The organism is Lachnobacterium bovis DSM 14045 (genome assembly GCF_900107245.1).
GTDB classification, from domain to species: domain Bacteria; phylum Bacillota; class Clostridia; order Lachnospirales; family Lachnospiraceae; genus Roseburia; species Roseburia bovis.
The window spans coordinates 1-21122 of sequence record NZ_FNPG01000032.1 but is presented as its reverse complement, the minus strand read 5'-3'; the positions used below and the strand labels follow the sequence as shown (position 1 = coordinate 21122).

The 21122-nt window shown below is 34.6% G+C and carries 24 protein-coding genes and 4 pseudogenes; 2 read left to right on the top strand and 26 right to left on the bottom strand.

All coding sequences use genetic code 11. The annotated features are described in order from the left end of the window. The 10 genes and pseudogenes from BLV79_RS13370 to BLV79_RS11150 form a co-directional block, all read right to left on the bottom strand. A pseudogene (locus BLV79_RS13370) lies at positions 1-90 on the bottom strand (Sir2 silent information regulator family NAD-dependent deacetylase); the annotation flags it as partial. Positions 91-96: 6 nt separating this feature from the next. After that, complete coding sequence (locus BLV79_RS11190; RefSeq protein ID WP_074718993.1) at positions 97-900, bottom strand: protein-ADP-ribose hydrolase; 804 nt, start codon at positions 898-900, stop codon at positions 97-99. Positions 901-905: 5 nt separating this feature from the next. Continuing rightward, positions 906-1073, bottom strand: a complete 168-nt coding sequence (locus BLV79_RS13315; protein ID WP_408606301.1) for a DUF362 domain-containing protein — start codon at positions 1071-1073, stop codon at positions 906-908. A gap of 15 nt (positions 1074-1088) precedes the next feature. Beyond that, positions 1089-1529, bottom strand: coding sequence for an Rrf2 family transcriptional regulator (locus tag BLV79_RS11180; protein ID WP_074718991.1), 441 nt, complete (start codon positions 1527-1529; stop codon positions 1089-1091). A 110-nt stretch (positions 1530-1639) separates the two neighbouring features. Beyond that, positions 1640-1894 carry a hypothetical protein gene (locus tag BLV79_RS11175; protein WP_074718989.1) on the bottom strand — a complete coding sequence of 85 codons (255 nt, stop codon included), beginning with the start codon at positions 1892-1894 and terminating at the stop codon, positions 1640-1642. Positions 1895-2200: 306 nt separating this feature from the next. After that, on the bottom strand, positions 2201-2509 hold the full coding sequence (locus tag BLV79_RS12480; protein WP_083354563.1) for a hypothetical protein: 309 nt from the start codon (positions 2507-2509) through the stop codon (positions 2201-2203). A gap of 57 nt (positions 2510-2566) precedes the next feature. Then, positions 2567-3610, bottom strand: coding sequence for a type II TA system antitoxin MqsA family protein (locus BLV79_RS11165; RefSeq protein WP_074718987.1), 1044 nt, complete (start codon positions 3608-3610; stop codon positions 2567-2569). 23 nt (positions 3611-3633) lie between these two features. Continuing rightward, positions 3634-3981 carry a hypothetical protein gene (locus BLV79_RS11160; RefSeq protein ID WP_074718985.1) on the bottom strand — a complete coding sequence of 116 codons (348 nt, stop codon included), beginning with the start codon at positions 3979-3981 and terminating at the stop codon, positions 3634-3636. A gap of 128 nt (positions 3982-4109) precedes the next feature. Then, positions 4110-4316 (bottom strand): annotated as a pseudogene (locus tag BLV79_RS11155) (terminase TerL endonuclease subunit); the annotation flags it as partial. 634 nt (positions 4317-4950) lie between these two features. Further along, positions 4951-5739, bottom strand: a complete 789-nt coding sequence (locus BLV79_RS11150; protein WP_074718983.1) for an Abi family protein — start codon at positions 5737-5739, stop codon at positions 4951-4953. Positions 5740-6053: 314 nt separating this feature from the next. Between BLV79_RS11150 and BLV79_RS12915 the strand changes: the two genes are divergently transcribed. Both BLV79_RS12915 and BLV79_RS11145 read left to right on the top strand, forming a co-directional pair. After that, positions 6054-6176 (top strand): transposase, encoded by a 123-nt coding sequence (locus BLV79_RS12915; RefSeq protein ID WP_143470261.1) that lies wholly within the window; start codon positions 6054-6056, stop codon positions 6174-6176. 394 nt (positions 6177-6570) lie between these two features. Next, positions 6571-6774 (top strand): integrase core domain-containing protein, encoded by a 204-nt coding sequence (locus tag BLV79_RS11145; RefSeq protein ID WP_074718981.1) that lies wholly within the window; start codon positions 6571-6573, stop codon positions 6772-6774. A gap of 294 nt (positions 6775-7068) precedes the next feature. On the opposite strand, the gene BLV79_RS11140 is transcribed toward BLV79_RS11145, so the two are convergent. From BLV79_RS11140 to BLV79_RS11065, 16 genes and pseudogenes are all read right to left on the bottom strand, one after another. Beyond that, positions 7069-7383, bottom strand: a complete 315-nt coding sequence (locus BLV79_RS11140; protein WP_200795898.1) for a hypothetical protein — start codon at positions 7381-7383, stop codon at positions 7069-7071. Between the two features lie 533 nt (positions 7384-7916). Continuing rightward, positions 7917-8855 carry a hypothetical protein gene (locus tag BLV79_RS11135; protein ID WP_074719005.1) on the bottom strand — a complete coding sequence of 313 codons (939 nt, stop codon included), beginning with the start codon at positions 8853-8855 and terminating at the stop codon, positions 7917-7919. 16 nt (positions 8856-8871) lie between these two features. Then, positions 8872-9882, bottom strand: coding sequence for a radical SAM/SPASM domain-containing protein (locus tag BLV79_RS11130; protein WP_074718979.1), 1011 nt, complete (start codon positions 9880-9882; stop codon positions 8872-8874). Continuing rightward, a complete protein-coding gene (locus BLV79_RS12620) occupies positions 9883-10296 on the bottom strand; it encodes a hypothetical protein (protein WP_074718977.1) in 414 nt (137 codons plus the stop codon). Then, positions 10286-10696 carry a hypothetical protein gene (locus BLV79_RS11120; RefSeq protein ID WP_074718975.1) on the bottom strand — a complete coding sequence of 137 codons (411 nt, stop codon included), beginning with the start codon at positions 10694-10696 and terminating at the stop codon, positions 10286-10288. Before BLV79_RS11120 ends, BLV79_RS12620 begins: the two co-directional genes overlap by 11 nt. After that, entirely contained in the window at positions 10690-13479 is a 2790-nt protein-coding gene (locus tag BLV79_RS11115; RefSeq protein WP_074718973.1) for a S1 family peptidase, read from the bottom strand. The genes BLV79_RS11120 and BLV79_RS11115 overlap by 7 nt, the downstream gene beginning before the upstream one ends. Before the next feature lie 6 nt (positions 13480-13485). Continuing rightward, positions 13486-14682, bottom strand: coding sequence for a ComEC/Rec2 family competence protein (locus tag BLV79_RS11110; protein WP_083354561.1), 1197 nt, complete (start codon positions 14680-14682; stop codon positions 13486-13488). 71 nt (positions 14683-14753) lie between these two features. Next, the gene (locus BLV79_RS11105; protein ID WP_330390010.1) at positions 14754-15026 is read right to left on the bottom strand and encodes a 3'-5' exonuclease; all 273 of its coding nucleotides are present in this window, start codon (positions 15024-15026) and stop codon (positions 14754-14756) included. A gap of 68 nt (positions 15027-15094) precedes the next feature. Then, the gene (locus tag BLV79_RS11100; protein WP_074718969.1) at positions 15095-15484 is read right to left on the bottom strand and encodes a hypothetical protein; all 390 of its coding nucleotides are present in this window, start codon (positions 15482-15484) and stop codon (positions 15095-15097) included. 513 nt (positions 15485-15997) lie between these two features. After that, a pseudogene (locus BLV79_RS11090) lies at positions 15998-17203 on the bottom strand (IS110 family RNA-guided transposase). A gap of 539 nt (positions 17204-17742) precedes the next feature. After that, positions 17743-18837, bottom strand: coding sequence for a group II intron reverse transcriptase/maturase (gene ltrA / locus BLV79_RS11085; protein WP_242871468.1), 1095 nt, complete (start codon positions 18835-18837; stop codon positions 17743-17745). A gap of 696 nt (positions 18838-19533) precedes the next feature. Continuing rightward, positions 19534-19635, bottom strand: a pseudogene (locus tag BLV79_RS13310) (hypothetical protein); the annotation flags it as partial. Between the two features lie 15 nt (positions 19636-19650). After that, on the bottom strand, positions 19651-20022 hold the full coding sequence (locus BLV79_RS13080; protein ID WP_242871467.1) for a restriction endonuclease: 372 nt from the start codon (positions 20020-20022) through the stop codon (positions 19651-19653). Next, the gene (locus BLV79_RS13075) at positions 19964-20323 is read right to left on the bottom strand and encodes a restriction endonuclease (RefSeq protein ID WP_242871466.1); all 360 of its coding nucleotides are present in this window, start codon (positions 20321-20323) and stop codon (positions 19964-19966) included. Before BLV79_RS13075 ends, BLV79_RS13080 begins: the two co-directional genes overlap by 59 nt. A 14-nt stretch (positions 20324-20337) precedes the next feature. After that, positions 20338-20781, bottom strand: coding sequence for a hypothetical protein (locus BLV79_RS11070; RefSeq protein ID WP_074718967.1), 444 nt, complete (start codon positions 20779-20781; stop codon positions 20338-20340). 35 nt (positions 20782-20816) lie between these two features. Then, the coding region (locus BLV79_RS11065) for an integrase core domain-containing protein (RefSeq protein WP_143470260.1) at positions 20817-21122 on the bottom strand (306 nt) is incomplete at its 5' end.

Here is a 21122-nt window from a genome sequence, read left to right as displayed (position 1 = left end):
ATAGAAGTATTTTTCAAAACGCTTGCCGCTATATGTTAAGCCAGCAGATGTTGATAGTCCCGCTCCTGCTCCAATGACAATTGCATAGGCATATCATCATATAAGTTTTTCATAAATGGCCTTATCTTCGTCTTTAAAAACATTGAATATCACCCTTTCTACCTTACCAGGATTATCGCGGAGCCATTCTGATACGGTCTTAACGGCAATCTCGGCAGCTTTCTGATTTGGAAAGCGAAAAACTCCCGTTGAAATACAACAAAAAGCAACGCTCTTCAGGCCATTTTCAGCACACATATCCAAAGTGTTTCTATAGCAGTTCTCCAAATCATTTTCCAATTCAGGAGTAAGGCGGTACTGTACGATTGGTCCTACTATATGAATTACTTTCTTTGCTGGAAGATTATAAGCTTCAGTAAGCATTGGAACGGCGGTCGGCTGTTCATAGTCTCTTCCATATCTGATTCGAAGTTCATTCATCTGCCTGTTGCACTCAGCTCTTAATTGCACTCCTGCAAAAGTATGGATACAGTTATCTATGCAAGTATGCATCGGAACAAAACAACCAAGCATCTGCGAATTAGCGGCATTAACAATAGCATCCACCGAAAGTCTTGTGATATCCCCTTGCCAAATAGAAAGTCCATCTCTGATATCCGGGATGTCTGATAGATTCACCACACCCTTTTCAGCTGCTCTCTCTAATAAATATTCATCCTGCACTTTCATTACTTCAGAGGACAATTCTTTCGGTATACGGATATTCATAAGTGACCTTAAGATTCGTCTTTTATCTTCCGTACTATTTGGCGTCTGTATTTCCTTATATTCATCTGAATCTGCCTTGAACTCTTCCACAAGATAATCAAGACGTTCTTCTTGTTTTGTATTCTTTGACATAGCTTTCATCTCCTAACTACTGCCCCGGCAGGACAGGTATTCAAACAATTACCACAGTGCAGACAATGTTCCTGCTCTATGACATATGGAATCCTGGCTGTGACAATACAACTTTGGGGACAAACAGATAAGCAGCTTCCGCATCCTTCTAAAAAAGACTCTGAAGTAAACACCTCAGAGTCTCATTGTTAAGCTTCTTTTGCCAACAGTTCCTGCATTCCGGATCTTAAATCATTAAGAGTGTATTTTTTCATCTCTGATTCCATCGCTTCCTGGATGCTTTTCAACTTATCATCCAAAAGTAAATGGATATTCCTACCAACAGGGCACTCTGGATTTGGTGATTCATGAAATCTAAATAAATCTCCATCCTCCAAAGGCTCAATTGCCTGATACACATCATAAAAAGTTATGTCTTTAAGATCTCTTGTAAACTCTATTCCGCCTGTTCCTCTGATAACATTTATTAGTCCTGCGTTCTTAAGCTGAGTAAGTATCTTTCTAATGATTACAGGATTCGTATTTATACTGGCTGCAAGAAAATCGCTCGTTACCTTGTGTTCATCTTTAAATGTATCCACACATGTAAAAATATGAAGTGCAACCGTAAATCTGCTTGATATCTGCATTTTTAATCTCTCCATTCCATTTCGGTCGGCGCAGAACAATCGTCCACTGGACGATTTGCGCCCTCCTGCCATCATTTTACTTCATGACAGATATAGTTGCAATGGTTACATTAAAACTTTCCATTTTCATTAGCCCATGTAGACTTATCAGCTAATGTCTCCATTACATCCCAGTGCTCTGCGATCTTACCGTCTGCATCAAAGCGGAATACATCAAATCCGACCTGCTCTCCTGCTCCTGCAAAATTATATACTGTCTGAAGGAAAACCTTATCTCCATCCTCAAATGTTAAAAAGTTCATTGTTGTAACCGTTGTGATTGCATCTGATGACGTAAATATATCATAATTTTGATGTAATGTCAATGGTTACATCTATTTTTTTTTTTTAATTTCCAGGAGCAGATAAACACCTGAATTTAAAGCAATCCTTCAACCTTACGCTTTATTACCCAATAAACATCTTCAACATCACGATCAGATAGTTTTAACCTCCTTCAAAGTTCGGAAATCCCGAACTTTCACCTCAAAATTTTGAAAAATGCATTCAGAAAAAGTTTGTATCATGTCTTCCTAGACGGCTGATGAAAATTATTTTCTGTAAAAAAATATAGGGTGTCTAAGCAGACACTGTACTGGTCAACATTTTTGGCAACATGTCAGACGGATAAATTAGCTAAACCTTAATTTCATTGGAGCGTTGTCATATTCTGTATTCATATAATCTGCATTAACTGAAGTAATTGCTGATCTATCATATAAATCTATAATTGTACAGTTATATCTAAACCTGCCATTTGCTTGTCGCATGTAAGTAAAATCCGTGCACCAAACTTTATTTTTATTGCTAATTGTAAAATCTTGCTTTAATAAGTTATCAAATATAACTTTTCTTTGAGCATAATACTCATTTTTATTGCCCTTAAGATAATTATAATAACTATTAAAACTTATCTTAAATTCCCATATAAAATCCTCCATTCAAAAAGGCACTCGCATCACTGCAAGTGCCTCATTATTGCAATAAGTGTTCAAGCATTAAAAAGTTCTTATCTCTCTAGCCATCGAAAATGGTATTATTTCTCCAGGATTTGTTCCTTGATATGCCTTTTCCTCATGCATGTAATCTACGATTTCTTGTGCCTTATAATTCTTAAACTTCCTTATCACAGCATCTAAAATAGATTTATCCTTATCGCTTAATACACTATAATCCATGCCCTTACTCGGATAAATATGAAGCATGGAATCATAGTTAATGCTTACTTCCTCGTGAACATTCAATTTTTCGAGGTTCATAAGGCTATAATGACCTATCGGAAGCGCTCCCATTTCATTATGGCGATAAACTAGACCAGTAATTGCAACTCCATTCTCTTTATAAGATAAGGCATCAGCGTACCAAAGCATTTTCATCAACTTAACCTTGAAAAGATTTGATACCTTCTCAGCCATATAGGAAATAGCGGCTTCAAGCTTATCTATATCCAACAAAACAAATCCATTTGAATCAGAGGGCTCTTCAAAACTTGCATACTCACCTTCAAATGCTTGTCGTGTTAGGTATTCTTTTCCATATGCATCTAACTTCTCCACGATTTTTGATCTTACTTCAAATCTTTTACGACCAGGAAATTTATCCGCATTTTTCTTCAAAAATTCTAAAGCTTGCAGCGGATTATCTTTTATCAAACGCAGCATAGTATCATATGCCTCATCTTGAATCGCCTTACTCTCATAACGAGAAATTGTAGCTTCTCCCCATCCAAGTAATCTTGCTAAGTCTACTTGAGACAATCCATAGCTTTCTCTTATTGCCACGATTTCATCAGAAGTAAGTAATCCATGTTTAACACGATATGCATTCCTAGCGTTGAGAAGATTTTCATTTGTCATAGAACCCGTTTCAAATTCATTTTCCTCATCATTCGCATTTGCACAAAAATAAAACCTCTCTTCATAGGTTACCTTATCCCCTTTCAGAGTAATCGTTGCAAAGCGTTTTCTTTCTTCCACTTCATGTGTTTTGTCGCACAAAGGACAATCCATATGAACCTTTCTAATTAATGTGCTGGTCTCCATAGTTTGCCTCCTTTCCTTTCCGTTTACGCATATGGGAATTTCATAGGCTCCCTTGCGTAATGGAATGACACGCATAATATGCGTCGCTTCTGATCTCCCTTAATCTTTAATTTCACATAAACAAGCTTTCTGTTAATGTCTATTCCGAAAACAAACAATAATGGTGGATCTAAATCATCTTTGTCAATCTTTGTCTCGGAATACTCAGAAACTGTTAGCTCTTTAAGTCTCTCAACCACATCCCATATATCATAGTCAAGATCCAATAGTGTATATGGTGTAGAGTGTTCTTCATCATTGGGCTTTTTCTTTTTTATCAGCGTAAGATCAAAATCTATATTAAAATCCTCTTTTCCCAGAAACTCTTTCAATTCTTCCAGGAAAACGATGACTTCTCTTTTTTCGATTGCGTGCTAAGAAAAATGTCAATCACCTTCCTCAATATATTCACTATCAATTGATAGTATGTACATTAATTGATAGTTTGTCAAGAGTCCTTTTACAAGACCAACAGGCCACGCTCATCATAAACACTCCCCTGTGGCTCCGTCTGATTTCGGATGCACCGGTCAAGTGCCATGATCGCAGCAACAATACCATCGATCTTTTCTTTCGATTTTGCCTTCGTTACCATGATGTTTCCGGCAGGATCCGTATCGACCACCACGTTGCCGGCCATCCATCTTAATAACGGATGTCCTCCGTGTGTACTGGTCAACATTTTGGGTAACATGTCGTACGGATAAATTAGCTAAACCTTAATTTCATTGGTGTTAAATTGTTATTATGAGTATGTGGTCTGACGTAGTTATACCAGTTAATAGAATGTAGAATTAAGTTTTTTAGGTTTCTTTTCTTTTATTAAAGCTTCGTTTAGTGTTTTAATTGCCAATTATTACGTTAATGAAATAAAAGCCTTAAACAGACAGTTAATGGATAACTGGTGTTCGAATTTCATCTATAAAACCGATTATTATTTTCTTTGTGGTAACAATCTGCCCCACATGTATTAACTTCATCTCCATCACCTCTTTTTATTTTCTAAGGAATCCTCAAGCCTAAAATATCATCGTAGATGTGCATTTCTGTGCACACCAAAACTGCCCGCAGTCATCAGTCAACCTGACTACTACGGGCAGTCCAAAATCCCAAAAATCTCGCGCCGCAAGCAGTGCATTTGTCAGACAAATGCTATTTTGCGGCTTTTACAACACGTTCGCGGAACATGAGTTTTAATAATTCAAAATCCGAATCACAGAAATCTTATCCATAAATCCTTTTCTTAAGCACTTCTATTCAAAGCGTTTGCCATCTGTTTGCTTCTGTAAAAACATCCTTCTTTACAACAAATTATTTTCCATAATTTCCATGTAGTTCTCAGGAAATCCAATCAAGCCTAAATCAATATCATTTCTATACTCATCTATAACTGCTTTCACAGTTTCTACTAAAGATCTCTTGCTCTCTTCATCGGGAAGCCTTTTTAGCAATACTAACGTATATGCAAACAATGAATTATTCTTAATCTCCGGATGTTTTTTTAAGAAGCTGGTTGTAAACCTTGCTGGCGGATTAAAATCTGTATTATACATTCTAGCTGCATGGGCACATTTATTTCTCAATACCGATAGACAATGGAGGTGGTTTTCTAAGGTATCTCTACCAATGCCAACCATTTTTGCAATAACTTCTTTTTCTGAATAATACATGGAACTGTATAACTTGGAAATATTAGAAAAAGACATCAATTCCACAATAACCCACAGCGGCATTTTACTTGAATACTTTACTTTATGATGCTTCACAATCAAGCTGTCCTTATAATAATTTTTTTCTCGGCTAAAACTATCCATCACTTCCTTATAACCTCTTTTATTATAAAAATTATTTTCATCATAATGCTGATCATAAGGTGCTTTCGTGCATTTAGTAATTGAAAAGCCATATGCTATCTGTGTCCTGTAATATACTTCTGCTTTTTCAATGTACCGCCGAAATGTGTCTCTTAATATTTCATCAACTTTATATAGGTGATACACCGTTTCAAATTTAGTCCCTTCCATATAGTCACTATTAGAAGGATTTTTTCTGAATTGCAAAGCATAGCCTGTAAAGCGATAGTAATTCACTCTTTTTTAAATTTCAATCGCTTTTTCTCTATTAGTAACAACAATCCCATGCGCCTCCAACCTTTCCAGCTGCTCATCAAAAGTCAATGATTTTTTCAAATCCATAGAATCTCTCCTTAACGTAAAAAAGCTGAGCACAAGACTCAGCTTGGTCCCCAATGTCCAACGGACTTCAGGCAACTCTGTTACATTTATTGTATTCAAAAGCGCAGAAAAATGCAATACATTTTTACAAATTTTGTACTGGTATACTAAATTGGTAACACCTTGGACAGATAATATGTTATAAATAATATTATCTAGGAGGACCAATTATGTCAGCAAAGTACAATGGAGATTTCAAAAAGGACGTAGTATATATGTATATTAAAAGTGCAAAATCTTATGCAGAGATTGCCGCAGAGTTTAATATATCTAAAACATCAATACGTGATTGAACTAAAAAATACAGCGAAGAATGCCTGTACACAACTAATAATAAAAATAATAATAAAAGCAACATTGATTACGTTAATGAAATAAAAGCCTTAAACAGACAGTTAAAAGAAAAAGAAAAGGAAATAGATTTCCTAAAAAAGCCTCGGTATTATGCTCAAAGAGAAGTTATATTTGATAAAATCAAATATATTTTTTATAACAATAACAAAACAATAGGACACAGACCCATGAGAGTATTTTTATCAAGATATGGTATATATCTTAGTAAATTTACAGTCCATAAATATATGAACAAGATGTTAAACTTGGCATCAATTATAATGCGAAAAAAGCCTGGATATAAGTCAGAGCATAAACATAAAATTTTGTAAAGATAACAATATCATTCAAAGTATGAGTAGAGCGGGTTGTCCATATGACAACGCTCCAATGAAAAGATTTTATAATACATTTAAAAATTGTTTTTATTATAGGTTTACATTTGATAGCGTTGAAATGTTAGACAAGATGACTAAGCAATATATTAACTGGTATAACTACGTCAGACCTCATACTTATAATAACAATTTAACACCAATGGAATTAAGATTTAGCTAATTTATCCGTCCGACTTGTTACCAAAAATGTTGACCAGTACAGAGCCTTGAATGAAAAACTAAAACCCAACTGAAAATACGTCTAATAATCAAATTACTTTTATAAGGTCAATAAAGCCCTAATAATGGATGTTAAAATTCAAATATCATGCTATAATTAAGACATTCCAGATAGCAGATATATATTTGTTTGCATGCTTAATAGACGGCTGGCTACTTGTTATGCAAAAGTAAATGCGACCCGTCTATTTAATACCTATTGACAAATCGATTACTATCTGCAGTTTCGGTCTAACTACTTTTTAACGAATAAATCTGGCATTAAATGCACTTCATCTGGTGGGATGAGGTGCATTTTTAGTAATGACATTAATGCTTTGAAATCTTCATCATCTTCTTCAACGAGCTCATATGGGCTTTTGTTTCCTAGACCAGGACGTTTAACACTGTTGATATGATTCATTAATAAAGTCATATCTTCTTGCGTGTATGGATTTAAGCTTTTTCCTTTTGGCACAGCATAACGAATAAATTCATGATTTTTCTCAATACATCCTTTCTGCCATGAAGCCATTGGATTACAGTAATAAAGGCTTGTTCTATAAACCAAGAGTCCATCCTCATCTGTTGTAAGTTCTAACTCATCTACCTTCTTGAATTCGGCATAAGACCGACAACGGAGTCGAATTTAAAAATCCAAATGCACTAGAGCATACGCGTCCCGGGTTAATTCGCACCCATGTCTTCTTCTGTGATCCACAAGCTTCATGGCAAAACACCTTTTGATTTAATGGATTCTGTGGATGAAAAAAAGCTATTATCCGCGCTTAACCTTTCACCCATTCCACCTGATGAGGTTATTCTAAGTCCAAAACTAATCAAACACTAAATATCTATCGGATCAAACAAAGGTCTCATATGCTTGATTGAAGCGGGGTCTCAGTTACTTTTGCAAACCGACTGTTATGCCGCTTATTAGTCATGTCCAGAATTCACGCAAAATAATAGCTTTTCTTTTAAAACATACGTCTGTAAGCTCGTATTTTGCCTCATTTTAAGGTTTTAAATCAGGAGTGTCAATAAGGTCTAGCAGTTACTTTTTCATTTAAAGGCCGTATACAGAGGATGTAAAGATTATTTTTCTCAATAATATCCAACCCATTCTGGTTGAGCACTTATCGATTTTTCAACAGCACTTATCCAATCCGCTAATTGCTGTATACGCTTTGCTAATTCTTCATAATCAATCTCTCCATCGTCTGCATCATACCAAAGTTTTTCCAAAGCATATGCAACTCCGTCACGCGGATAAAATATTGAATCATGATCTAGGTTAGCAAACAAGCCACCTTCACCATTTTTTTTACATTCTCCGCCAGCAGTACTAAATCCACAATCCCAACCATTAACTGTTCTCTTTATAGTATACCTGTCTTCATGCCCCCATCGTCTAGTATAGACCGAAAACGACATCTCTTTATTCAAAGTCTCATCACTTTTATTTGACAAAACAATACCTTTATTTTTCACCTCGTTCAATAACGCATTCAAACAATCTGGATGGTCATAAAACTCAATCATCTCTAATTCTGGATTCTTCTCCCTGTTATAAATTAAATATTTGTTAAATATAGGAAGGCGCCCCCAATGAATAATTGGAATAATAGTCTTTAATTTTTCAAATATCTTTAAATATCTGTCACCTGCATATGCTCTATAATCATCTCTTTTGGCTTCTTCATAAAATGCACCATATATTTTAATATATTCTGCTTCAGCAGCTAATAAAGATTCTTTTGCGGCTTTATTAGATTGAACTACCTTATCTATAAAAACAGAAAAAGCCGAAGTCATTTCAAATTGGTTCCCTGTTGAGATAAAAATACGAGAAGCTATTTTTAAGACATCACTCTCCTTAAAAGAAAACCACTCTTTTAATTCCTGCAGGGAAAATGATTTTTTTTCAACCATTCCATTTGCAATTAGTTGTTTAGCAATATTAATTTTTATATTTCTTTCTCTTACACAATTCCATTTTTCTTCATCTTCGAGCTCTTCATTTTCTAAAAATTCATAATCCACCATTCAATACCTCATTTCATTTACAATTTATATCAAATACAGGACATCCACCATGACACTGATTATACATCATACATTTAGAACAACTATCTTTTCTAGTAGTTCTTATATGATTTCGAATATCAACGAAGCTCTGTGAACTACGCCAAATTGTTTCAATATTATCATGTAAAATACTTGTGCCACTCATTCCTGCTCCGCACATGAACGAACACGGATACATATTTCCAATTTCAGAAATAAATGCTGAAAACCTTCCAGCTTCGCAATAATCAACACTACACATGTTTATTACATCTGTTTTTTCTACAAGATGCGAAATCATACAGCTATCAAATCCAATTTGACATTTTTTGAATTGCAATAATTCATCTATCAAACAATTTACTTCTTTTCCTTTTTTTAATATATTTCGAGTCCCTATTCCTACTGGTTTATAATTTAAAAAAATAATAGCATTTACATAATTAAGGCAATCTTCTTCCAATAGTTTTCTTGCCAAATTTATGTTATCCGCATCTAGGACAAAATGGATATTAGTTGAAATACCATACTTTGAAGCTTCTCTAATTACATTTTTTGCATCATCATACGGATAATACCAACTAACCGCTAAAGCCCCCGCATAATCTTTTGTTGCTTCATATATTTGTTCAGTCATTCCCTGCCCATTGGTTGTATATGATGGTACTATTCCATATTCTCTTGTCATTCTTAAGATTTCAATAAAATCCGGATGTTGGTTAGGATTACCACCTCCAAGCGCAATTTGAAATACACCAGCTTGTTTTGCGCTCTTGAGAATTCTTTCATATAAGTCTAACTTCATATGACTTCCCTTTTTGTTTGAGCCTCTATAGCAAAACGAACATTCTTTTTCACAATAATTTGTGATGGCTATATCCAGAAGTTCTGGTCCAGTTTCTTTCCAAAATGGGTTTTCTCCATTACGCCCCATCCTAATCGTATATCCTGTCTTTTCATCAAAAATTGCTTTATATCCCTGTCTATCTTTAACATAACGCATTTACCAGCCACCTATATTTCCATTAAAATAAATATTATCATCACATATGACAAAGCTTTCACAGCAAAAAAACACCTCCGATGCAGTCTCACCGTCTGAACTCAATTTACCATAATACACTTTTCTTCCATCAGCTAGCATTTTTCCAACCTTATCAATAGTTTCTTGACTAAATCCTTTTTTAGACAAAAAATCCTCCACTTCAATATCATTGCCATATTCTTTAACTACATCTAAAAGATTTTCCTTGTCATCCTCAATGGCGCTAAACAAGTCCTCAAAGATTTTATTCATCGGAGAATTCCCATCAGCTCCAATAGCCTTCATGAAATTATCCTTTGAATATTCATCTTTAAGAGAAATAATAAAAGAAGTAGATGAACTGTTTGTAACAAATCCTTTCCTAATTTTCATTATATATACACTCCAATGTTTGATTTATTATTTGTAAGTTTTCATCATCATAACCCAAGATACTCTTTATTGAATAGTCATTGCTTGTAAACCTTAACATCCATAACGATTCATTCGCCTTTAGATTTATATCTTGAATTGTTTCTTTTTCTAGAAGTTCCTTTTTATATAAATACTCTGCAAAAGAATCATATTCCTCAAGATAGAACCTGTTGTACTTTTCTCTCATATCAATGGCTCCAGCTATTAAAGTAGTCAAAATTCTTATCACATAGCCTTCTGCAAAAGATCCTTTTTTCATTCCATTATGAACCAGTAGTTTTTCTGTAAAATCAGAAATCACAAAATCAATGTCTGTTTTCATGAAATATGACTCTTCAGCTTTAATAATCTTCAGCATATTACACATCTCCCCCCCCATATCTCATTTAAAGCTAAAAGAGTGTTTTGATATATATCCGCATTACTACATTTTTGTTTCAATCTAACAATATATTCCTCTTCTGCTGTTTCATTTAGACTGTGATAAATATCTCCCAAATTTGCTTTTACTACAATTGGGATATACTCTTTTTCCAAATACTCATTTGTAATAGTTTCTATCACTTTTGTGCAAGATGATAACGCCATTATCCACAAATGTTTGATTTCTTTTGGCATAAGTCCATATAAATAAATAGACAGTTTAAGGAATGTGTAATAGTCATTTTCACATATATGATTATTCAATCCTTCTGTAAGTGTTTTTACCATCTGGTTGCAAGGAAACACACATTCTTTCTGATCTATTTCTTGATTGAATCTATCAAATTTTATTATAGGGAAAAATGTCTTAATAAAATCATCAAACTCACCCGGCTTATCAGCAATACCATCCATAAACTCAAATAGCAAATCGATCGTTACTCTCTTAAAATAGTTTTTATTCTTTCTTACCAAAAGATACTTAATTAAGTTTCTTCTATATCGTCCTTTACAATCGAACTGTTCTCTCCATAATGAAATATCTTCATCAGTAATATCTTTGTCTTCTAAATTCCAAACATTATTCCAATACATATTTTTGAAATTACTGTTTTTCTTAATTATTGGTAGTATGTCTGGGACTTTTGTTCTTGCAAGGAAAAATAAGTACTTCTCAACACCATCAAGAATGCCCCAGTGTTCATTACACATTTTATTCCAAATAACCGGAAAACTCTGTAAAGCATCATCCTTCTTTAACAAATAACGAGTTATACAAAAATCCCTGAATTCATCAAATGTGAAACTTAATACTTCACTAGATTCATTTAAATAACCTTTTTTTATAATTTGATCTTCCTTAAATACAATATCGCCTTCTAAAAGATAGTCTAAAATTTGAATTTCATCTACGCTTAGGACTTCTCTAGGTATATTGTTGAATTTCTTGTTTTCAACCATATAACCACAGATATGATCAACTAACTGTTCAAATAAAATATCTCCCACTGAAATCTTTTTTATCTTTATTTCATCTCTCTTTTTATTATAATAAGACTCAAAAAGTGTATACTTGTATACGTCATGCATATATACTTGCTTTTTTCCCCGATTAACCTCACAAAAAAACCTCAATAATAAGGTATCGTTTGCCAAAAGTTCATATGTACTCTCAAGTAACGTATCTTTCATAATATGAACATCAAAATGCTTCAAGTATCCATCAAAAATTCTTTTTTTAAATCGCTCCTCTCTTTTACCTGACATATCTAGGATTGAATACTTTTCACCTATATTCTCTTTTGTTAATTTGCCAAATCGTTCTGTTAACAATTCAGAACGAGTTGTCATTATAATTTTTAGAAATGGTAATTTCAGCCATTCAGTAATCGCATATAAAATATGATTTTCAAAATTTGGCAAAGAGATATTTTCATTTAATCCATCAATCACAATGACTATTGGTATCTTTGCATTAATCCACCATTGATTCAAAATTTCAATGGCATATTTTTCACTATATTTTCCATCCACTGTGATATATTTTTTTAGGATATTTACAGGCGTATCGCAAAAATCTGCTGCATTGAAAAACAAGGAACATACATTCTTTTTCAGCAAAAAATTCTCTGTAAAATCACACACAAAATTTGTTTTCCCTTGTCCAGCATTTCTGGTCAACAACATTGCCCTGTAATCCAAGTATTCCATCTGACTCAGTATATCCTTCAAATCCCATTTTATTGAACTATTAATAAAATATCCCTGAGTATATCTTTCTTCTATAGAATCGACTCCATCTCTTTTAGTATCTAATTCTTCAATATCTGCAATACACTTTTTTAGATAATTAGTTAACGTACTAATACTATCATCAGAATTTGCAGGACTTACTTTTTCAGGATAACCAGAAAAAGATATGAGTTGCTTTTTTTCTTTTTTTAAATAATTGTTAATATTATTGAAATCAAGTTGTTTTAAATCATGAATAGCCTTGTTTATAAACAATATAGGTAGTGCAAAATAACGTAGATTCTCTTTATACATACTCTCCTCAACAAAAATCTCAGGTATGTATTTTGCAATTTCCTTATTCCTTTTTATTAAGTTTTCACAACATTCATAGCATTTCTTCTTTAACTCGCAAATGTACTTAGGCTCTATAACAGCACTGCTTGGCAACTTATCAGCAAACATCTTTATAGATGAAAAAGAAATACCTAAGTCTCCTTTTTTATCCCATTGCTGTATTTGTATAATACCAATTGCTCTGCCATTTAATACAACTGGAGATCCAGACAGACCTCTATAGTCATTTGATATTCCTGATTGCAAATTTCCTAATGTGTAATCTACCAGTGAATCATCAACAGGATATATTCCTGTTCCTTCCATCCGATGATTTGTAAGTTTTTCTGTAATGAAGCCCTCTACTATCCACTTTGACTCATCAGTAAACAATTCGTTCGAAGTAAAAAGTAATTTATCATCTATCAATAGATATTTATCTTTAAACTCCTCTTCTTCAATTGATAGTAACGCTACGACATTATCAACATATTCTACATTTCCAATATACTCTTTATCAAAAACAACTCTTACGCTTTTTTCATTTTCTACTACATGTGCAGCAGTTAAAACCTTATTCTCACAAATAATAATCCCCGACCCAAATATATTTTTATCTGGTTTTATAATCCGTACTATATTTGAATACATGTTTTTCTACCCCTCTATCTCCATTTCTTCAAAATGTGCTGTAAAACAATAATCTTCCTGACAATCCAATATCTGTTGTTTTTGTCTTATTTCATAATTAAAATATATATCCTTTATATCCTTTTTTATTATTCGTGCCAGAAGATCATTCTCCGGATGATTCTTTTTTCCATTTGTTGATATCAGAACTTTATCAGTGTCTATTTTTTCTAACAATGCAATATTGGGCTTCGTCGAACCATGATGAGACAATTTCACCACATCATATTGAGTCATCGCTCTGTCAATCCAATCTTCACTCTCGGAATCTCCTGTAAATAACATCGATATATTATCACATGTTATTTCCAACACGATAGACATCCGATTAGCTTCATTCATCGGAACTAAACTAGATGTCCCAATCCAAGTTTCTATATCTACTTTGCCAGCCGAAATGCATTCACTTCCATAACTCCCCTCTTCATCTTTAGTAGTAGCAATAATCATCTTTTCAATAAAATCAACAAAATATTGCTTATCAAGCTTGTAGTTTTTCCCAAAACTCGATATAAGACACCTATCTATCCATTTTGCAAAACAATCAACCTCTTTTTCACCTGGAGATAATACCTTAATTTCCCATTTCCCTATTTGGGTTCTATCTCCAGCCATTATTAAGCCATTCTGTGCATCTAAATTAATATCATAATTTTTCTCTTTGCAGAGTATTTCAAAAGTCTCTGCTTGCTTTGCCGAAACAAAACCTTCACCAGTTCCAATTAATCTTAAAAATCTACTCATTAAATACTCTGTTTTATCATGTTCTATTTCAGACAATTTCTCCACCAAATGTGAAGATAAAAAGCTATTAATACGACATAAATTGAAAATCCCATTAAACCAAATATTATCTATCGCAATAATATGGGGATTATTTTTATCTCCATTTTCTTCAATAAGTGATATTGCCCCTCCAATATGATCTTCGTCCATATGTGTGATAACTAAAATATCTATTCTGCACCCTTCACGATGTAGTTTTTTTAGTAAGGGCTTTAATTCAGTCTCATACGTAGATTTGTAACCACAATCAATCAATATACAATGTCCTCTACCAAGCTCTATTAGAAAACTATCACCTGACATTGCTCTTATAAAATGAATCTTATATTTTGCTTTTTTCTTATTTGTTTCACCCAAAAGCATTTCCTTCTCTCTCATTTTCACATTTTTCTTCCGTTTAATGTTTTTTATTTATCTCTTACACAGGTTGCTTAATAATTGCTTGAAAATTACTTACCTACCAGCTCACTCAGTCCGCCATAGCAAGTAACGCATGCACTCTTTCTTGCTCTTGTAAGAGTGACATAAAGCAGACACTTCTCTCCGTTTCTAAATTCCTCAAGAGAAATATCATCTTCAAAGTCTGCTCTTGTTCCAAACGGAAGCACCTTTTTGTTTACTGCAACAGCAAAAACGTAATCGAACTCAAGTCCCTTTACTCTATGCATAGTAGCAATTCTCACACCATCAAAGGAACGATCATCTGTCTTATTGGCCTTAATTTCGAAAGACTTGATACCAGCTCTCTGAAGACCAGCAATATAATTATCAAGAAGTCTATGTGTTCTTGCTACAATCCAAATGCAAACTTACGAATTTCTTCTGTAGTTTTATAGTTGATTCTCAAATAGCTACTTCTTCCACGCACATTGATACCGCATTTTGAAAGAACAGCTTTGTTTCTATATATTCTCTGATGAGAATCGCCTACGATAAAAATGTCATTTTCATGTTCTTCTCCGGCAAGGGATCTAAGCAATCTCGCCGGATCAACAATTTCTATATCATCTTCAACATCCACAAGGAACATTGATTCATAATCTTTTACAAGCTGAGAAAGACCTATTACATGTAAGGTCTGATTTTCTAAACTATTAGTCTCAACTTTTTTTACCATCCATTCCTCACCACGAACGATAATCCGCATTCCTGGTGCATACTTAACTTCTAACTGTTCCATGAGTAACCTCTCCTACTCCACTATTTATTTTCGCTTTTCTTAAAATGAATTAAGTCTCCGAAATCACAGTGATGTTTTCATTTTCAACAAGATCCATCTTTTTCATGTTCTTGTCGATCAATAATTTCCATAATCCGTTATAAGATACAGCCATATAATTCCTCTCTTGTGGGGATTACCCATCTTTGCGAAGAACCTTTCGATCCTTATAAGTAGTCCTAGGGTACATTATACTATCTATAACTGTAATTTTCAAACTCAATTTTCGATTTCTCGAAACTCTTTTTCGAATTATGTAACAAATATTTTTGTTTTTATTATAAAAATGTCACTTCACCTCTTTTACAGCAAATATAGTCCCATGGCAGCATACAGTCCTTTATGATTCTAATTAATCGAGCCTGCAAATATAAAGTCAATAGTAAAATAAGATTTTTCTATAGTTTCGAAATCGTGCATAACTAATAAGCCACCACATATGTGCCGGCTCAATACACAAATGATAAATGGCAATTACTTTTCCAGCTTGGATAGATACTCTTTAACCTTGCCATAGTAAATTCTTAGAAATTTATTAGCGCCAGCCGTCATATATACATAATACGGCTTTCCTTGCAATCTTTTCTTATCCAAGAACTGATATACAGGGTCATCTTGTGGCATGGATTTAATTAGTGCATCCATAACAAGAAAAAGTGTTCTTCTCAACTCCGACGAGCCTCGTTTAGTTGTGTGAACACTTTTTTGTGCGTAAGTTCCTGACTCATTAACTCCCGGATCCACACCTGCAAACGCTGTTATTGCAGCTTTGTGGCTAAACCTAGTAACATCACCTATTTCTGCCATAAGCTGCGGCCCTAAAGATGGTCCTACTCCCTTCATTGACATCACAACAGGATATTCTGGTAGCTTTGAGGCCGTTTCATTCATTAACTGCCTAAGCGACTCAACTGTAGCAGATGCATTATTCAATTGAGAAATTGCTTATTTAATGATCAGCTTAGTTATTTCATCTTTAGGAAGTACAGGTACCACCTCTTTAGCCTTTTCGTATATCTCTACTGCCTTAGATTGACTATAATTGTACTTCTTTCGTTTACACCATTTTTTATAGTGTTCTGTAAACGCATTTAATGACATATTCCGAATGCAATCAACATGCCAGTATGTATCGATGAAATCCACCCACTTTTGACTTCCATCGTTTCTAGCAGGACTATCAAAGTATGTGTTCTCTCCAGGGAAAGTTTGATCAATGATACCAATTAGATTATTCTTCATCGCAGTTTTTTGCTTTACATAAAAGCCAAACTGTCTATTCATTATTTTTAGTTGATTACGTATCTCATCCATAAGGCTATACTGTTTTAGCCCCGTCCATTTGTCAAGAGCATACCTGGCTATCTTTATTGAATCAGCCTTATCAGACTTTACCTTTCGTAAGGAATCATTATCAAAATCTTTTATCAACTTAGCATTGATAGTGCTAACAAAAAGGTTTGCTTCAGCCAACTGATGCGCAAGGACTTCATAATAACGCCCCGTGTGTTCCATCACTATACGTGATTCTCCATCAACCGAATTAATAAGAGCAATCAATGCTTTTATTTCACTCGAAGTATGTTTTACTTCAAATGGCTCAAAAACGATTTCTCCGAATGGTCTCATTATCGATACCATACTCTTGCCTTTGGAAACATCAATACCTACTGCATTCATACACTATATCACTCCTTATATTTAATAATGCAATGGAAAAATCCAGTTTCACTCATTGCCTATTCAAACTACTGTGGTGTGACACGAACGTACCACTGGCAGTTCAACCTGCATAAAACGAACACTGCGAATGAGGTGCCGGATAACAGACTCGATTACGGACGCGAAGTCCAAGTAGGAGGTAGTCATTCCGATTGCACCTTCATTCTATCAGTTAAGCAATAAGTTGGACAATAACCTGACTGGCTGCCAGATATATAACCCATAAACTTATTGTAGTAGTAGGAGGAATTTCTCTTAATTGAGAAATTCCGACCTCTCAGTCGAGTAAGTAAGAGGATTTTCACCTCAAACTTCTCACAGAACCGTACGTGAAGGTCTCCCTTCATACGGCTCTTATCATTTAACAATACGAATACATTTTGCTCCAGTGTGCAAACAATCTTGGCTCTCGTTTTCTTACAGACGTGAGCCATTTTTCTGCCCGTCTTCTATGCCCACGAAGGTTCTTATATTTACACATTGCCCATTTTACTAGCCTACGTTCTATACATTGAAGTGTATATTTCATGGCTGATGGATTTGAATTTTCCAAAATAATTAATCCAGCCTCTTAGCATAGGGTTTAGGATTTCCGCAATTATGTCGATTTTGCATCCAGTTCTCTTATGAATTTCTAGAGATTTAATTTTGTCTCTGAATGTCTTAGCTGACGCTTTTCTGACTGATGCGATAAAGTTTGAACGCATTTTCCCATCCTTACACATGATGTGTACAGCCTTGAAAGTATAGCCAAGAAAATCAAACTCTGTTACGTCTTCATCCTTTGTTCTGTCCTTATCTTTACAATACACAATTCTAGTTTTGGTCGGATGTAATTCAAGTTTACATTCTGCAAATCTTTTAGCCAGACACTCTTTTATGTAAAGAACCGCTTCTTTTGTTTTGCAGTGTACCACACCATCATCTGCATATCTTTCAAATGGTACATTTGGAAAATTTCTCTTCATCCACATATCAAATACATAGTGCAAGAACATATTTGCAAGTACTGGACTAATAACTCCTCCCTGTGGTGTTCCTGCGTTTCGCTCTATCACCTCACCATTTCTCAACACGAATGGAGTTTTGAGCCATCTTTCAATATACATACAAATCCACGATTCCTTAACATGTCTTCGCACAACTCTCATCAATAACTCATTGTCGATATTATCAAACAGACCTTTTACATCTAATTCGATTACATAGTCATATTTCCAACATCTCTTCCTAGTCATTCCTATTGCATCTAACGCCGACCTGTTAGGTCTGTAGCCATAAGAGTCATCACAAAATATCGGGTCTACTGCACGTTCTACATACATCTGTGCCACTCTATCTGTTATAGTTGGTATTCCCAGTCGTCTGACACCTCCTGTTTTCTTTAGTATTTCTACCGCCATTACTGGCGATGGAATATAGCTTCCAGAACTCATTCGGTTCCATATTTTATAAAGATTAGTATTCAATCTTTTCTCAAATACTTCAAAGTCAACTCCATCTATCCCAGCACTTCCTCTGTTTGCCTTTACTCTTTTGTAGGCTTCTATAACAGCCCTTTGGGGTATATCGTATTGCTTGCTCTCGTTCATCAAATCCTCCTAGTTTCCTAGTTGTTATCAAATTCAAGCTAAATGATGTCATCCCTTTGCTCCATTCCCATTACAGGAACTTCTTAACTACTACGGATGACTCCGCCCCTAGAGAATACCTTTCTACTTTCAGTCTCATCTTTCTGTGATTTGCACCTTTTCGATTTCCATTATTCTGTAGGTTCCCATGTTTCACACAGAAACCTAATACATGCTCATGCCACCTTAATGCCGTTCCGCAGATAATCAGCTTTACAGGTATCCATTATCTTTATCTCTGCCTAGTGGTGAAAAGCAGATTTTGCAGAATACTTACGCTTTCGACACTTCTTCAGCGGTTCACTTGCGTTCATCTTCATGTATCATATCTGACTACTGTTTGTAGCCTTTTCTCTAATCGCTTACTACTATAGGCTTGACTACAGCAGCATTAGAGTGATTTGACAGATTTGCCTGTTCAATTCCTGTCGAAGGGCCTACCTTCATCTTCTGTATGCCTTTCATGGCACACCACCACCGTGCATACCGTTCGGTACACGGCGGTTCAATCAACTTAACAAGTAACACACCTTTCGGTGTAGTAATCTTACAAAGAGACTAATCCAAATGAGGTTAGTCTCTTTGTACCCGTACCCATCCATTGTGAGCGAGTCTTGCATATCTGTCTCCACAATAGGTGATTTTATACGCTGCCTATCTTGGTACGTCCAGCTTCATCAAATTCTTAGCTCTATTCTGTGGAGTTTTCCAATGCTTCCAAATACACATACGAAGTCTATATCTGATATTACTATCAAGTAACTCACCCTATTATCATTCCAATGTAGAAAAATCTTCACTTAAAACCGGAATATATACACGCTTAAGTGGAATCATATCTTGATACTTATCATCCAAATCGTCATAATAAGGTAATACTAAATCGACAACCTCGGAACCATTAATTTCTCTAATAATTGGATGCTGTTCTAAATATGCTTTTGCATTAGGAGTATAGTCAGACAACGTAACGAATACGCCATAATCTTCCTCACTCATAGCACCTCTGAGAGACTGGATTGTAGCTTCTTTTATATCACTATCTATACTTTTAACCTGTACGCATATGCGAGGTGGAAATTCATCCTTATAAGCTACAATGTTGATACCATCTTCTTTGAGTATATTTATTCTCTGCAGGCTCATTATAATAATCGCTTTCGATAACTCCTATGTTTATCTTACGATCAGCTTTTGATGGATAAACAACATAGTCACCTATCTGTACTTCATAAACAAACCTATAAAGCATTCCTACGCAAGTAGCTATTGATCCAGAAGTTGAGTCCGGATAAATCTCTGCATACTTTTTCTTAATATCATCACGATTATCACCTGCGCACTTTATGTCGCCCATTTCTTCCCAGCCAATACCAATAATATTGTTAGGTAAGAATAGATTCTCTTGTGTTGTATGAATCCCCCACACTACTTTTGTCTCTGCCATAACCTAATCTCCTTTTATCTGTATTCAGCTTTTAAAAATGAAACATTCTTTTTCTTCAGTTCTTTCCACGTATCAACCAAAATACCAATAGTCAAACATTCATATGTAAAAGGCCAATACTCGTCCATATCCCCATTGTCTTTTATTTCTCTCGCAACTTTCTTAAGCTTATCTAGGATTTTTCCTAATTTGAAATGCCTTGCATAGATCAAAGCACATAATAGTAATATACAATCATCCTTTTTTATAATACTTTCAACATCAAAAGAATCGATTTTAACATCGTATTTTGTTGCATAATATAGCGCGTATGATAAAGGCTCCGCATATCCTTTGTTAATGTAGTTATCATAAATTATGTTGATATATTTATCCTTATCATCTTCAGTAACTTGTAATGGTTCAAAAACATTTTCTTCAAGTAACGGAACAACATATGGATATAATGAAATTGTCAATAACAGTTTACACTTTTTTCTCAAGGATGTTTGAACTATGCTGCTTCATGTAACGATAAATAATATTGTTGTCGTTTAACTATCGGAGGTAATCCGCCATTGGCAGAACATATTCTCCGGTTATTCCAATAGCTGATAAAGTATCTCCAGATAAGTGTTTTTAATTCTTCAATCGTCATGATAGTGGTATCGTAACGTCCATAAAGCAGTTCTTCTTTAAATCTCGCCCACATGCTTTCACATCTGGCATTATCGTGACATCTGCCACCGGCACTGTTCATGCTCTGGACAATACCATATTTACCCACTGCTTTTCGATACAGTTCACTTGTATATTGTGT

What these genes read in the sequence shown, in the direction of transcription:
- BLV79_RS11190 (WP_074718993.1), bottom strand. Translation starts at nt 900, where the DNA reads ATGTCAAAGAATACAAAACAAGAAGAACGTCTTGATTATCTTGTGGAA.
- BLV79_RS11180 (WP_074718991.1), bottom strand. Translation starts at nt 1,529, where the DNA reads ATGCAGATATCAAGCAGATTTACGGTTGCACTTCATATTTTTACATGT.
- BLV79_RS12480 (WP_083354563.1), bottom strand. Translation starts at nt 2,509, where the DNA reads ATGGAGGATTTTATATGGGAATTTAAGATAAGTTTTAATAGTTATTAT.
- BLV79_RS11165 (WP_074718987.1), bottom strand. Translation starts at nt 3,610, where the DNA reads ATGGAGACCAGCACATTAATTAGAAAGGTTCATATGGATTGTCCTTTG.
- BLV79_RS12915 (WP_143470261.1), top strand. Translation starts at nt 6,054, where the DNA reads ATGTCAGCAAAGTACAATGGAGATTTCAAAAAGGACGTAGTATATATG.
- BLV79_RS11145 (WP_074718981.1), top strand. Translation starts at nt 6,571, where the DNA reads ATGAGTAGAGCGGGTTGTCCATATGACAACGCTCCAATGAAAAGATTT.
- BLV79_RS11130 (WP_074718979.1), bottom strand. Translation starts at nt 9,882, where the DNA reads ATGCGTTATGTTAAAGATAGACAGGGATATAAAGCAATTTTTGATGAA.
- BLV79_RS12620 (WP_074718977.1), bottom strand. Translation starts at nt 10,296, where the DNA reads ATGAAAATTAGGAAAGGATTTGTTACAAACAGTTCATCTACTTCTTTT.
- BLV79_RS11120 (WP_074718975.1), bottom strand. Translation starts at nt 10,696, where the DNA reads ATGCTGAAGATTATTAAAGCTGAAGAGTCATATTTCATGAAAACAGAC.
- BLV79_RS11115 (WP_074718973.1), bottom strand. Translation starts at nt 13,479, where the DNA reads ATGTATTCAAATATAGTACGGATTATAAAACCAGATAAAAATATATTT.
- BLV79_RS11110 (WP_083354561.1), bottom strand. Translation starts at nt 14,682, where the DNA reads ATGAGAGAGAAGGAAATGCTTTTGGGTGAAACAAATAAGAAAAAAGCA.
- BLV79_RS11100 (WP_074718969.1), bottom strand. Translation starts at nt 15,484, where the DNA reads ATGGAACAGTTAGAAGTTAAGTATGCACCAGGAATGCGGATTATCGTT.
- ltrA (WP_242871468.1), bottom strand. Translation starts at nt 18,837, where the DNA reads ATGAACGAGAGCAAGCAATACGATATACCCCAAAGGGCTGTTATAGAA.
- BLV79_RS13080 (WP_242871467.1), bottom strand. Translation starts at nt 20,022, where the DNA reads ATGAGCCTGCAGAGAATAAATATACTCAAAGAAGATGGTATCAACATT.
- BLV79_RS13075 (WP_242871466.1), bottom strand. Translation starts at nt 20,323, where the DNA reads ATGGCAGAGACAAAAGTAGTGTGGGGGATTCATACAACACAAGAGAAT.